The following is a 14,147-nucleotide window of genomic DNA, read 5'->3' on the forward strand; positions in this document are numbered from 1 at the left end:
ATATTTTTCTTAAAATGTAATAAATAAAACTAAAATATATATTGCAGATTAAAATTATATGTTTCTATATACTATATAAATTGTAGTAATAAAAAGCAATGTAACAATAGATAATTTAAAAGCAGTAATAACAAAAGAACAAAAAAGAAAATAAAGAGGTTGAATATCAGATATTCAACTTGCTCATTCTTTCCACAGCTTCGTTTATCCTGTCAACGGAGCGGGTCAGTGCAAATCTGATATAACCTTCACCATAAGTTCCAAAGCCTACACCAGGGGTTGCTACAATACCTGCTTCCTCAAGAAGCAGTTTTGCAAATCCCATGGAGTCATAGCCTTCAGGAACCGGTGCCCATACGTAGAATGTTGCTTTAGGTGCCTTGACATCAAGACCTATCTCATTTAATCCTTTAAGGAGTGCATCCCTTCTTTCCTCATACATTGTGTTCATGTCAGCGACACATTGTTGTGAACTGGAAAGTGCGGTTATACCTGCCATCTGGATTGCATCGAAAGCTCCTGAATCCACATTGGATTTGACCTTGCCTATTCCTGCGATTATATCCTTGTTACCAACGGCAAATGCAAGTCTCCAGCCTGTCATGTTGTAGGTCTTTGAGAGTGAGTAAAGTTCAATTCCTATATCCATAGCGCCGTCAACGCTGAGGAAGCTTGGTGCTTTGTATCCATCGTAGGTCATTTCAGAATATGCATTATCATGAACAACTACAATGTCGTTATCCTTTGCAAACTGTACAACCTCTTCGAAGAACTTTTCATCAGCGATTGCTGAGGTCGGGTTGTTCGGGTAGTTCAGGAACATTAACTTTGCTTTTTCAAGTTTGTCCTTTGGTATTGCATCAAAGTCCGGAAGGAAGTTGTTCTCTTCCAGTAAAGGCATAATATGAGGCTCTCCGCCGGCAAACTGGGTTCCTATCTTGTATACCGGGTATGCGGGGTCTGGACAGAGTGCCACATCTCCTGGATTGATAAATGCCAGAGGTATGTGTGCAACTCCTTCTTTTGAGCCGATCATTGTGAGTACTTCAGAGGCAGGGTCAAGTTCAAGTCCTCTACTCTCTTTGCACCAATCTGCAGCAGCCTCCCTGAAGCTCATCATTCCAGTATATGATGGATATGTGTGTGTTTCCGGTTTTTTTACGGCTTCGCACATGGAGTCAACGATATGTGAAGGTGTTGGCTGGTCAGGGTCACCAACTCCAAGATCAATTACGTCTACTCCCTTAGCCTTAATCGCTGCTTTTGATTCGTCTATTGTTGCAAATAAGTATGGGGGCAATGAGTTTATCCTGTCAGAATACATTTGTTCACCTGTAAGTTCAAGCGTGTTTTGCCAGATAGCATTTATTATGCTTTGGCACTCCATCTATTGTGCCCCATCTATTTAATATGATGGTATTGGGAAAATCCCTTCCTTTTTTGTGAGACTGGTCAATCTTAACAAAATCTATTAATACCAAAAATATATAATACAAATGTATATTAATAATCTTCATGTGGTGCGGACTATTATCCCTGATGAAAAACTGGACATATTGAAAAAAAGAGAACAAGAGCTTGAAGCGATTTATAGTATCTCGGATCTTTTCGATCTGCATGTACCTCTTGAATCTCTTTTAAAAGGTATCATCCAAAGGTTACCTGTAGCTTTCCTGCATCCTGAGCTAGCGGAGGCTTGTATAGCTATGGATGGGAAAGAATACCATACCAAAGGTTATGAAAAGAATAGAGATACCCTGTCCAGTGACATCTATGTACATGGTGCAAAAAGAGGCTCATTACGTATCTCTTATAGGGGAGAACCACCTCTTCATGAAATTGGCCCTTTTTTGAACAGTGAACAAAGATTGCTTGATATGGTGAGCTCCAGACTCTGCAAGGTAATCGAAAGAAAAAAAGTGGAAGAGGCCCTGCTCGATTCCGAGAAAAGGTACAGGCTAATATTCGATGCTTCACCTCTGGGTATTTTTGTTGATCGCAAAGGAACCATTACACATTGCAACAGAAGTTTTATGAACATTTTCCAGATAAAAAAAGATGACGTTCTGGGTTCAGAAGTATTTGATTTTGTAAACGATGATGTACTCGTAAAATTACTTGCAGGTGTTTCGTCTGATTTGCGTCCATTCTATGAGAATGAATATTCTGCCAGGATATCAGGCAAAGAAAAGTATCTTAAGTCCTATTATGTTCCCTTGCGTGGGAGAGGAAACAAAATTGAAGGTGGGATCGGTCTTATAGCTGATATTACTGCCAACAAGAATTTTGAAGAAGAACTGGAAAACCAGAAAGAGCTTCTGACTAGCACTTTCAATGCACTTCAGGACCTTATTGTTGTTGTAAACCGTGATATGAGGATAGTTACCAGTAACTGGAAAGGCGACAGTATTACACCTCATGACCCTGAAAACCCCCACCCTGAGGTTTGTGAGTCACTGGGTTCTACTTTGATGCCGTGTGAACCCTGTCCGATAAAGGAAGTATTCTCAACCGGCAGCATGAAAGAATTTGAGCATACGGATCCTGCTGATCAGAGAGTAAGGGATTTCAGGATATTTCCGGTCTATGACACCAAAGGTGATGTAATGATGGCTGTAAGTCATATACGCGATATCACCGAACGTAAAGAAACAGAAGAAGCATTGAAACGATCTACATCGGAGCTTGAAAAGGCTTATGAGGAACTAAAATCGCTTGATAAGCTCAAAGATGAATTCCTTTCCAATCTGCGACATGAACTTAACACTCCGCTAACATCCATAAAAGGATTCAGTGAGCTTCTTTATGATGGTACTCTTGGTGAATTAAATGATGAACAGATGAATGCTATCGAACGTGTGGTGGTAAAAACACGTAAATTACAGAATCTGATCAACTCTCTTCTTTTTGTCAGTACCAATCAGAATGGTAATGTAAAGTACAATTTTGAAGAGATCGATCTTGTTTCAATGTTAAATACAATAGTAAAAATTTCTGCTGATTCCGTTAAAGAGAAAGATCTGTCAATAATGACTGAAATAGCATGCAATTCCTGTTTGGTAAAGGCTGACAGAACATATCTGCCACAGGTTTTCCATAATTTACTGGATAACGCCATAAAGTTCACCAAACAGGGTGGCAGTATTACTATCTATGTAACTGCTGAGGAAAATGATGTGCATGTAGTTATAGGTGATACTGGTATTGGTATTGCGGAAAACGATATGTCGTCTCTTTTCACAAAATTCCATCAGATTGACAGTTCCTCAACACGCAATTATGGCGGCAACGGACTTGGTCTTTACATCAGCAAAGTAATAGTAGAGAGCCACAATGGCAAAATATGGATAGAAAGTGAAAATGGGACCGGAACAGATGTTCACGTATCCCTTCCATTGAAACAGGAAAATCAATTCTCTGCTTCCTCAAGTTCTCCTTCTGTATCCACTGAAAGACCTGTGCTCAGATAATTCTCATTTTCCGGCAGTTCAAGGTAGAAACCATCACAACTGTCAATTTCAATCACTCCTGAACTGATGCTGTAGTCAAGTATGTGTCCTCCTGCTGTCCTGTCTGCTGTTATAAAGTGCAGGTGATATCCGGGAACATTTATACCATCAACGTATTCAGGCATCCAGTATCCTACTATTGTACCTTCCGTATCATTGAACTCAAATACAGACTGATCTTTGGTTACATTAACAAGCCTTGGATATGGCTCTTCCTGGGCAGCAACACTGCGTGTTTTCATGTATGTGAAATTCCCGGTGACCTTTACAGCATACATCAGGTTCTTACTTGGAAGAAGTTCCTCAATATATGGTGCTAATTCCTGATTGCTCATTTCTGTGTTTATGCTGTCTTTGATATCTGTTTCAAAGAATGTAACAGCTGCAAATGGTGATGTTTCTGTGTCATCAACTTTGTAAACGTTGCCGTCAGCTTTTACCTGGTATATGACTCCGTCAAGTTCCAGCATTTCTCCGTCAAGGTCGTCAAATGTACCCAGGCCAAAATCCCCTTTCACTTTCAGCTCTTCACAACTAATCTCTCCGTCGTATACTCCTTCCAGAAGTGCATCAATGACTGAGAACTGGTAGATAGTATCAATTTGTGTTTCTGAAGTTGATACTTCATTCACATTATCTCCGGCGGAATTCATATTTTCTGTTTGCTCACTGATACATCCTGCTGTCAGAAATGATATTATGGTAACCAAAACTAAAAAATAAATACTAATTTTTTTCATTTGCTTCCCTCTTACATGGCCATGTCTCTTGAGTTGAATGTTAATGATCTCAGGCGCCGATACTGCTAGCCTGAAAAAATGTTCACAATTAAAAAAGATGAACGGTATGCATTCTTATGATGCTGCCGTTTCAGTTATAATGTTTTCAAGGTTAAGAAGAATAAGTAACCTTTCATCCATCTTACCGACACCCTTCAGGTATTCGGCATTGATCTTTTGTGTGATTATCTCTGGTGTCTGTTCTATGTTAGAATCCTTCAGACGAATAACCTCACTTACAGAATCCACAACAAGTCCTATTATTGTTCCATTGATGTCAACAACAACAATTCTGGATTCATCTGTCATCTCAGTTTCGTTCATTCCAAAACGCTTGTCGAGGTCCATAACAACTATGATCTTCCCTCTCAGGTTAATAACACCTTTTACGTATTCAGGAGACCTTGGTATTCTTGTAACATCAGGCAATCGGATAATTTCCTGTACCTGCATTATGTTGACACCAAACTCTTCCACACCCAGATTGAAAATAACAAGTTGATGAAGGTCATCGTCAATATTATCAGCGTAACTTTCACTCGCATCGGTCATAAGTCTCACCTCAGTGAAAATGGAATTTTATTAGCACAAAAATTCCATTCATAATTATTCCAATTAATATTATATTGCAGTTAGTATAAATACCTTCTCTTGTGTTCTCTTAATATTATCTAAAGTGTCATCTATTTCCATTAGAAATATCCACACCAATGATTTCCAAAAACCGATTCTTATTTAAGTATTTAGACCAATACCACGCTAAAAATCAGGATTAGTTTTAGTTTTTAGTATTTTACAAAAGAGGTTCACATGAGCGATATTTTACGGAGAGGACGCTTATCTTCAACACCTGATGAAGATATGATCAATTTTACATCATCAATGTCTGCTGACAAATGGATATTTGAAGCTGATATCCTTGTGGACATGGCCCACACGGTTATGCTGCATGAACAGAGAATCATTAAAAAGAACGAGTGCAGCAGCATTCTGGCAGGCTTGCTGAAGATTAGGGAAGAAGGCATTGAAAAGCTGGACCACAGTTATGAGGATATTCATATCTCACTGGAGTCAAGACTTATAGACATGGTCGGTGAGGATACCGGAGGAAGAATGCACTCCGGACGCTCCCGTAATGATGAGGTTGCAACCTGTATTCGTATAAGGCTCAGAGATGAACTTCTCTCTTTAATGGAGGAGCTTTCAGGTCTCAGATATGCTCTTCTTGAGCGCGCTTCAGAGAACACAGAAACTCTCATGCCGGGTTTTACACATCTCCAGCATGCGCAGCCAACCACATTTGCACATCACCTTGTTGCACATTCAGATGCTATTGGCAGGGACATTGAACGTATAATCAGCACATTCTCAAGAGTTAACAAATGCCCGCTGGGCTCAGCAGCTTTTGCATCAACCGGTTTTGATCTGAATCGTGAAAGAACCTGCTCCCTGCTGGGATTTGATGAACTGCTTGGAAACTCAATGGATGCTGTAAGCACCCGCGACTTTTTGATTGAATCTGTTTCTGCAATGTCAAATATAATGGTTAACCTCAGTAAGATGGCAGAGGAAATTATCATCTGGTCAAGTTCCGAATTCTCTTTTGTCGAACTTGATGACATGTATGCATCCACATCATCAATAATGCCACAGAAGAAGAACCCTGATTCTGCTGAACTTGTCAGGGGAAAGGCTGGTACTGTTATAGGTTCACTCATGGCTCTTCTTTCTCTTTGCAAGGCACTTCCATTGAGCTACAACCGTGACCTTCAGGAAGCAACACCTAATATGTGGCGTGCAGTTGAAACCACAAGAAGTGCTGTCCGTATCACAAAAGGTATGGTAGCTACCATGAAAGTGAATACTGAAAGCATGGCTGAAAAGTCAGTTATTGGATTCACAACAGCAACAGAACTTGCAGACACAATGGTTAGAGCCGGTGGAATTCCATTCAGGACAGCTCATCAGATAGTTGGTGTGCTGGCAAGAGGCGATGGAAACCCAACACTTACTGATGTTGATGCAGTTGCAAGGGATGTTATCGGGGAAACATTAAGTTCCAGAGGTCTTACAGAGGAAATGGTAAAGGAAGCCCTTGATCCTGTTCTTAATATCAACAGGCGTTCAATTACAGGTGGTCCTGCACCTTCTGAAATGGAAAAAGCAATAAAGAGCCGTCTTGAAGAACTTAAGGACACAAAAGCATCAATTTCAGAGTTAAACGGTGGAATTGTTGAATCATTGAAGATTCTTTACGGTATTGTTGAGGACTATACAGGAAAAAAGGCCTGAGATAGCCTTGGATAGTTATTACAGTCAATTCCTATCATACAGTTAGAAACGAATATTCAGACTCAGACTTACAGGTAATCAAGTGATGATCATGGATTATGAAGAGGGCGACAGAATAAAGGTCGAAAAAGCCGGTGTGGAATATGAAGGCATTGCAATGCCGAGTACAACCGGTCATATTGTTGTTAAGATGATCAGTGGCTATAACGCAGGTATCAAACCTGATGATGCCACTGTTACTATAGTACAGAAGAAAGCTGATATGGAAGATTCTGCTAAAGTTGTGTCAAAAGCTGAGTTCAAACCAAGAAAAGGTCTTCCAAAGGTATCCATCCTCTCAACCGGAGGAACAATTGCCAGTAAAATAGATTACAGGACCGGTGCTGTAACTTCCCAGTTCTCAGCAGATGATATCCTGCAGGCAATTCCTGAACTGACAAAGATTGCAAATTTCAGTGGAAAGGCTATCTACAATATCCTTTCTGAGAACATGAAGGCAGACTACTGGCAGGAGCTTGCAAGGGCTGTTGTTGAAGAGATAAAGAACGGTGCTGACGGTATTATTGTTGCCCATGGTACAGACACCATGATGTATTCCGCTGCTGCGCTGTCATTTATGATAGATACACCTGTACCCATCGTGTTTGTAGGTTCCCAGAGAAGTGCTGACAGGCCAAGCAGTGACAATGCGGTGAACGCAATCTGTGCTGCAAAGGTTGCTGTAAGTGACATAGCAGAAGTGACTGTTGTTATGCACAGTGAAACATCAGACGAAAAGTGTTCTATCCATCGTGCAACCAAGGTACGCAAGATGCACACTTCCAGAAGAGATGCTTTCAGGTCAATTAATTCAGAGCCAATAGGTTATGTTGATTATTCCACAGGCAAGATCATAACTGACCTTTCCTACGTAAAGAGGAATGAAAAGGAACTGGCACTTATGGATTCACTGGAGCCAAAATGCGCCCTTGTGAAATTCACTCCGGGTTCAAGTCCTGATATTCTTGGTTATTTCATCGATGCCGGTTACAAGGGAATCGTTGTTGAAGGAACAGGTCTTGGCCACGTATCCACTGACTGGGTCCCACAGATAGAGAGAGCAACATCACAGAAGATCCCGGTCATCGTTACTTCCCAGTGTCTTAACGGCAGGATATGTGACAGGGTATATGACACAGGCAGAGACATCTTAAAAGCGGGAGCAATTGAAGGTGAGGATATGCTTCCTGAGGTTGCACTTGTCAAGATGATGTGGACTCTTGGTCAGATACAGGATTATGATGATGCAGTTGATATCCTAAAACAGGATATCAGGTGCGAGATCAATGAGAGGAGCCTTGAATAAAGGTTCCAGTATTTTTTCATGTATAATCAGTTAAGAAGAGAATTATAGATGTCGTCTTACTATATTAGACATAGAAGAAAAAGATATGGAAAAACCCATCTGTTTTTCCTTAATACTCAAGATTTTCAACTTTTCCCATGAAGTGTATTGTAACCCCACAGAAAAACAACGTGGATTTCTTCCCGGTTTTGAATTGCTACTATATTCAAGGTTGAATCATTAACTTCCTAGTAAGTTTCCTCACCAAAACAATGCTTAAATTCACAGTAATCAACATTTGAACTTTATTGTGCTTGTTATGTTCTATTTTTGAAACAATTATTTTCGCTCAATAATAATTAAGAAAAACAAGCATACAAAGACCATTAATGAAGTAAATGCAGGTGTTTCCTTTTTTGATTCTACTTCATTTTCTTTAGTATCATTATCTATCATTTCAGTATTTTCAACAAGATTAAGGGGAATCGGTTCTTCATCTACTACTATGTGTTCCCATTCAAAAACTACTGGAACTTCATCAATGCCTTCTTTTTCACATTGTTCATTGATTACATGGATTTCATCGATGATCGATTCCACCAATTAGAGGGTCAATATCATCAGTACGTGCATTGAGGACAGTTATTTCTTTTTTGAATACAACTGGGGGCTTATCTATTCCAATATCTTTTGCATCAGTATCTATAATATTGTATAAATCTTCAATTGTAGCTTCATCAATTGATTCTTTCGTATCTCCGTCAAACTCTATAAAAAGATAACCTTCATAATTAATACCGAAACCAGTCAAAGGTCCACCTTTTTCTTTCATATATAGATGGAGTTCATCTTCTGATTCTTTCATGCATTTTACAAGTGTATTTAACCATTCAACTTTTTCCTTATCATCAGTGATCACAGGGACTGTTCCAAGAGTTTCAATCACATTAGATTTTTCTTTCAGTGAATCAAGTCACGAAAAAATTCCACTCTTATTTTTATATGCAAGTATAATATAACTTCGTAGATAAAAAAATCAATAAAATTTAAGCAAACACTTAGATATATTTAATAATTAATTGTCTTTACACTTTTAATAGTAAAACATTTTATGAATCATCTTTTTGGCAACCTTTATTACGAATAAATTAGCTATTGAAGCAAATCAGTCTATTATATTAATACAATACTCAGGTGAATATTATGACATTAGCAAATCTCAGGACACACTATGCGTCACAGATCAAACCCGAGGAACTTGGTGACCAGAAAGTTACCGTTGCAGGATGGGTTCACGAGGTCCGTGACCTTGGTGGTATATGTTTTGTTGTGGTCAGGGATCGTACAGGGAAATCCCAGGTCACACTTGTTAAAAAGAAGACAGACCCGGAACTTATGGACAAGGCAAGAGCCCTTGTCAGAGAATCCGTGGTTTCCGTCACAGGCAGTGTAAAACCGGAAGGTAAGGCTCCAAATGGTTTTGAAGTAATTCCGGATGATATCGTACTTCTAAACGAAGCAGACTCACCACTTCCAATGGACACAACCGGAAAGGTGGAAGCAGAACTTGATACACGTCTTGATTCAAGATTCATTGACCTCAGACGTGAGAGAACAACTGCTATCTTCAGAATAAGGCATGAAGTCCTAAGAGCAGTCAGGAGTTATCTTACAGACAACGGTTTCATTGAGACTTCCAGTCCAAAAGTTGTAGCAACAGCAACAGAGGGTGGAACATCACTCTTCCCGATCACATACTTTGACAGGGAAGCATTCCTTAACCAGAGTCCTCAGCTCTTCAAGCAGATACTCATGGCCGGTGGACTTGACAGGGTATTTGAGATCGGTCCTATTTTCAGGGCAGAGGAACACGACACCCGCAGACACCTCAACGAAGCAACATCCATTGACATTGAGGCAAGTTTCTGTGATCACTTCGATGTAATGGAAGTTCTTGAGGAAATGGTGGCCTACATCTACGAGCAGGTCATTGAGAACGCATCTGATTCACTTGCGGTGCTTGATGTTGAACTTAAGGTTCCACAGGTGCCATTCAAGAGAGTCACCTATGACGAGGCAATCGAGATCGTTAATGCAAACACAGATGAGATGCTTAACTGGGGAGATGACCTTGGTACTTCTGCTGAACATACAATTGGCGAATATGTATTCAAGGAAACAGGGGAATCGCATTACTTTATCATTGACTGGCCAACAGAGATCAAGCCATTCTATGCGATGCCATACGAGGATAACCCGGTCCTGTCTAAAGGATTTGACATGATGCACAGGACAATGGAACTCTCATCCGGTGCACAGCGTATCCACATTCCAGAACTTCTCATCGAGAGGATCGAATCACAGGGTCTTGACCCAGAAGGATTCGAGTTCTATCTTAAGGCTTTCAAATACGGTATGCCACCACATGCAGGATGGGGTATAGGTTGTGAAAGGCTTGTCATGACTATGCTAGGTACTGAGAACATCCGTGATGTCGTACTCTTCCCAAGGGACAGGCGCAGACTTTCCCCATAATTCTTTTTTCAGGATTGATATTCATGAAAGAAAGAAATCCAACAGGAGAAAGTCCTGAGAAAAAGGCTGCAGGAATCGCAGCAGCAGACCTTGTACAGGATGGCATGGTTGTCGGTCTTGGTACCGGCTCCACCACAGCCTACACAATAGCCGAGCTTGGCAGACGTGTTGATGAAGGTCTTGACATCATTGCAGTTGTAACATCATATCAGTCAGAAATGCTTGCAATACAGGCAGGAATCATGCTTACATCACTGGCAGAACATCCCGATCTTGATATTGCCATTGACGGTGCAGATCAGATAGACTCAGGTCTTAATGTTATCAAGGGCGGCGGTGCAGCGCACACACGTGAGAAGGTTGTCTCACGCTCAGCAGAACGCTTTGTTGTTGTTGCTGATGAATCAAAATATAGTGAGCAGCTAAATCATTATGTACCTCTGGAAGTACTTCCGTATGCAAAGGAATATGTTTCACAGCAGGTACGCAGGATAGGTGGAAAGCCCGAGCTTCGTCTTGCAGCAAGAAAGGACGGTCCCGTAATAACAGATAATGGTAATTTCGTTATTGATGCAAGTCTTGGCGTAATTGAGAACCCTGTGGTAACATCAGCACTTCTCTCACAGATTGCCGGAATTGTGGAACACGGAATATTTACCAATGTGGATGAGGTCTACATCGGAAAGAAAGACGGTTCCGTAGAAATAATGGCCTGATCTGAAAAGATCAGGATTCATTTTCAGCATCAAACGGGCAGGCACACATCTCAAACAATGCTTCTTCGCCGGTGCGTGAACCTCTGGCTATGAGGATGTCCCCCGCTTTTACAACAGTTCTTTTATTCGGTCTGTAGACCCATTTATCCTCTCTTTTGATAGCCATTACATGAACACCGGTTTCGGTTTCCATTTTTAACTGGCCGAAAGTTTTCTCGACAATAGGTGAACAGTCCTGGACTACAAGTTTGGTGATTACTTCATCTGATTCCCTTACTGCCATTGTAATTATCGGATGCAGATCAATATCTCTGAGAACTGTGTCTGCAATAGTGTATGCTGCATCTGAAATTGCTTCTGCAGAGTTAGCAAGCTGAAGCAGCCCTCTGAGAATATTAACATCCGGTACATGTTTTGCTGTTTCAAGAACCCAGTGCTGGAGCTCGTGTTTCATACCATCCATTTCAGATTCCAGTGCTTTCACTTCATGGGCAATGTCCTCATTATTGAATAGCACGGCTGAATATCCAAGTCCTACTGAAAGTTCTCCCATATTCTTCATTTCAACAATGATATCAACAGCTCTTTCAAGATCGATTAGGAACCTTTCATGTTCTACTGTTCTTGGTACATACTTTCTGTTTGTAACAAGCTCCATGAAAAGAGGTACTCCTTCGTCATGGCCTCTGGAAAAAAGTACATCGTCCGGTCTTATTCGGGTAGAATGGTCAGGATCGTATATCCATTCATCATTGCGGCGTATAGCAATTATCCACATTCCGGATTCGGTATCAAATTCTATATCTTCCAGGTTCTTTCCTGCAATTTCAGAATCTTCGCTTACTGTTGCTCTTGTAATTGTTTCTTCGGCTTCCCTCATTGCCAGTTTTAATTCCATGGGTATACCTACATCCCTGATAACGATCTGGGCAATGTCGCCTGCTGCGTTGGCAATATTTTCAGATGCGCGGGCTACCTGAAGTACGCCTGACATTTCCTCTGCTTCCTCAACACGTCTTGTGCTAAGCATTGCAGCTATTTTCATATGATAATCAAGTGTATCCATCCTTTCTTCAAGGCGGATGACTTCTTCTGCAATATCTTCATCATCATAGACCATTGACGAGTAAGCCAGGTCCACCATGAGTTCAGATGTATCCTTCATCTCGGTCAAAAGGTCTTTGAGATTGCGCGGACTATACTTTATTTCCTTGGGACTCATATATTCCTACCATTGATTCTCTTCTTATTCTATATTTTATTTTTGAAGTTATTACATTTTTTACATTAGATTTAGTAATTGCATTGTGATGAATATTCCGCTAACTCCTATCAGGTCACCAAAAGTCGCTATCAGGGGAATCACGGTGTCATCCGGATCTACTCCGAATTTGTGTGATGCAAATGCTATGGCGATTGTTGCCGAAAATACGACAAGGAGTTCGAAAGTGCCTGCTATCATGCAAAGTGCCAGAATTTTCGGGAATGCTATTGCCATATTAAATAATAATCCAACTAACCAGACTGTTATGGCAACAAATACACATGCACTTAATCCTACGATTAGTGCAGCTATCACACTATTTCTGACAACAGGGTTTCTGTGAATATGACTTCCAAGACCCATATGGAATGATGAGGAAAGCCTGGCTCCAAGCATACTTCCTGTATCTCCGCCAATCTTGATAAGTGCGGGTATGAGTACAAGTATGATAGGCATTGATACCAGTTTCTCAATCTCTATATTGAGTATCTGGCCTGAAAATATACCGATTATCGAAGTGACAAGGAGTATTGGAAATCCTCTTTTTAAAATTCCGTTCACTGTGTAGTAACTCATATCAGGAGCACCACCTTTGCAGCCAGAAAGATCATTGTCATTGATACTATGTCACCTATGGTGGCAATGGAAGGGGTTACCACGTTGTCAGGATCAAAACCGAAGCGGAACATACCAAGCGCCAGTAAGACAGCTACTATTGAAAGTATTAGTCCGGATGAAAAACCGGCAAGAACTGCTATTGCAGTAAGGCGCAACATGCCTGCACTTTCAAGTCCAAGTGCAATAGTTATCAGATGCCCGGCCATGCCAAGTATTACAGACATTATTATACCTAAAAGTAATGAGCCTGATACATTATTTATCAACTCCGGATTCCGGTCGATTTTTGTGATAAGGCCCATGTGTATGGCACTTCCAAGGCGTGAACCCAGAGTACATGAGATATTCCCCCTCATGCCCAGTACGGCCGGAGTTATGACGATGAGTCCGGGGATAAGTGCGAGTTCATCACTCATGCCTGAAAGGATCAATCCGGATATAACTCCTCCTATTGTGGCCATGAGTTCAAATGGCAACGCTTCACGTACTATGGAGCGGATACTTCCGTAATCTCCCATATATTCCTCGACGACTTCTATCTCATAGTCTTCGTCCTCGTCACTTGAATCATGAGGCATTAAGCCCTATTTTACTTTGTTATTATTTATATATATCAGGCAGTTTTCATCAGTTTGAATTAGTTAGCTTCCCATAGTTAAGCATAATACTGATGTTTGCATTTCCTGAAACGAGGAAATAACATGTTAAAACATATCGTGATGTGGAAATTGAAAGAAAGTGCTGAAGGCAACTCCAGGGAAGAGAATGCAAAACTCATGAAAGAGAAACTTGAGGCTCTAAAAGCTAAGATACCTGAAATAGGTATGATCGAAGTAGGAATTAATGCTATTCCTTCAGATGCTGCCTACGATGTTACGCTTTATTCGGAGTTCAGTACTGAAGCAGCTTTCAAAACGTACCAGATACATCCTGAACACCTGAAGGTTGCTGAATTTGTAGGAAAGATCAATGATAACAGGGTAGTTGTGGATTATTTCGTCTGATAACTAAAATTTTTTTATTTTTTATTATTGAGGTGGATGTGCAGCTATGAATACATAGAAATCAGTGGCAAAAGATACGGGTATCCGTATCTTGTATAAACGTATT

The 14,147-nt window shown here is 40.6% G+C and carries 14 protein-coding genes; 6 read left to right on the forward strand and 8 right to left on the reverse strand.

Annotated elements, in window-relative coordinates:
• Positions 1-166 precede the first annotated feature (166 nt).
• The gene (locus tag J2746_RS06705) at positions 167-1,324 is read right to left on the reverse strand and encodes an LL-diaminopimelate aminotransferase (protein WP_209618383.1); all 1,158 of its coding nucleotides are present in this window, start codon (positions 1,322-1,324) and stop codon (positions 167-169) included.
• Between the two features lie 172 nt (positions 1,325-1,496).
• On the opposite strand from J2746_RS06705, the gene J2746_RS06710 reads away from it, so the two are divergent.
• Positions 1,497-3,470: a sensor histidine kinase gene (locus tag J2746_RS06710; RefSeq protein ID WP_209618113.1), complete on the forward strand. Its 1,974-nt coding sequence runs from the start codon at positions 1,497-1,499 to the stop codon at positions 3,468-3,470.
• Here the strand turns inward: J2746_RS06710 and budA are convergent.
• Both budA and J2746_RS06720 read right to left on the reverse strand, forming a co-directional pair.
• A complete protein-coding gene (gene budA, locus J2746_RS06715) occupies positions 3,410-4,249 on the reverse strand; it encodes an acetolactate decarboxylase (protein WP_209618116.1) in 840 nt (279 codons plus the stop codon). The genes J2746_RS06710 and budA overlap by 61 nt on opposite strands.
• A 114-nt stretch (positions 4,250-4,363) precedes the next feature.
• A complete protein-coding gene (locus J2746_RS06720) occupies positions 4,364-4,840 on the reverse strand; it encodes a chemotaxis protein CheW (RefSeq protein ID WP_209618120.1) in 477 nt (158 codons plus the stop codon).
• A gap of 258 nt (positions 4,841-5,098) precedes the next feature.
• Here J2746_RS06720 and argH point away from each other — a divergent pair, with 258 nt between their 5' ends.
• Positions 5,099-6,580, forward strand: a complete 1,482-nt coding sequence (argH, locus tag J2746_RS06725; RefSeq protein ID WP_209618123.1) for an argininosuccinate lyase — start codon at positions 5,099-5,101, stop codon at positions 6,578-6,580.
• Positions 6,581-6,671: 91 nt separating this feature from the next.
• Positions 6,672-7,925, forward strand: coding sequence for a Glu-tRNA(Gln) amidotransferase subunit GatD (gene gatD / locus J2746_RS06730; protein ID WP_209618126.1), 1,254 nt, complete (start codon positions 6,672-6,674; stop codon positions 7,923-7,925).
• A gap of 318 nt (positions 7,926-8,243) precedes the next feature.
• On the opposite strand, the gene J2746_RS06735 is transcribed toward gatD, so the two are convergent.
• Together J2746_RS06735 and J2746_RS06740 are read right to left on the reverse strand one after the other, a co-directional pair.
• Positions 8,244-8,504: a hypothetical protein gene (locus tag J2746_RS06735; RefSeq protein ID WP_209618127.1), complete on the reverse strand. Its 261-nt coding sequence runs from the start codon at positions 8,502-8,504 to the stop codon at positions 8,244-8,246.
• Positions 8,485-8,850: a hypothetical protein gene (locus J2746_RS06740; RefSeq protein WP_209618130.1), complete on the reverse strand. Its 366-nt coding sequence runs from the start codon at positions 8,848-8,850 to the stop codon at positions 8,485-8,487. Before J2746_RS06740 ends, J2746_RS06735 begins: the two co-directional genes overlap by 20 nt.
• A gap of 257 nt (positions 8,851-9,107) precedes the next feature.
• Here J2746_RS06740 and aspS point away from each other — a divergent pair, with 257 nt between their 5' ends.
• Both aspS and rpiA read left to right on the forward strand, forming a co-directional pair.
• Positions 9,108-10,439, forward strand: a complete 1,332-nt coding sequence (gene aspS / locus J2746_RS06745; protein WP_209618133.1) for an aspartate--tRNA(Asn) ligase — start codon at positions 9,108-9,110, stop codon at positions 10,437-10,439.
• Between the two features lie 23 nt (positions 10,440-10,462).
• Positions 10,463-11,155 carry a ribose-5-phosphate isomerase RpiA gene (rpiA, locus tag J2746_RS06750; RefSeq protein WP_209618136.1) on the forward strand — a complete coding sequence of 231 codons (693 nt, stop codon included), beginning with the start codon at positions 10,463-10,465 and terminating at the stop codon, positions 11,153-11,155.
• 10 nt (positions 11,156-11,165) lie between these two features.
• On the opposite strand, the gene J2746_RS06755 is transcribed toward rpiA, so the two are convergent.
• Genes J2746_RS06755 through J2746_RS06765 form a run of 3 tightly spaced genes read right to left on the reverse strand, consistent with a single transcriptional unit; the run spans position 11,166 to position 13,615 of the window.
• Positions 11,166-12,377: a potassium channel family protein gene (locus J2746_RS06755; protein ID WP_209618139.1), complete on the reverse strand. Its 1,212-nt coding sequence runs from the start codon at positions 12,375-12,377 to the stop codon at positions 11,166-11,168.
• Between the two features lie 60 nt (positions 12,378-12,437).
• Positions 12,438-12,995 carry a magnesium transporter gene (locus tag J2746_RS06760; RefSeq protein WP_209618142.1) on the reverse strand — a complete coding sequence of 186 codons (558 nt, stop codon included), beginning with the start codon at positions 12,993-12,995 and terminating at the stop codon, positions 12,438-12,440.
• Positions 12,992-13,615 carry a magnesium transporter gene (locus J2746_RS06765; protein WP_209618144.1) on the reverse strand — a complete coding sequence of 208 codons (624 nt, stop codon included), beginning with the start codon at positions 13,613-13,615 and terminating at the stop codon, positions 12,992-12,994. The genes J2746_RS06760 and J2746_RS06765 overlap by 4 nt, the downstream gene beginning before the upstream one ends.
• A 123-nt stretch (positions 13,616-13,738) precedes the next feature.
• Here J2746_RS06765 and J2746_RS06770 point away from each other — a divergent pair, with 123 nt between their 5' ends.
• Positions 13,739-14,041: a Dabb family protein gene (locus tag J2746_RS06770; protein ID WP_209618147.1), complete on the forward strand. Its 303-nt coding sequence runs from the start codon at positions 13,739-13,741 to the stop codon at positions 14,039-14,041.
• The last annotated feature ends 106 nt before the right edge of the window (positions 14,042-14,147 follow it).

This window comes from Methanolobus bombayensis (assembly GCF_017873415.1).
GTDB classification, from domain to species: domain Archaea; phylum Halobacteriota; class Methanosarcinia; order Methanosarcinales; family Methanosarcinaceae; genus Methanolobus; species Methanolobus bombayensis.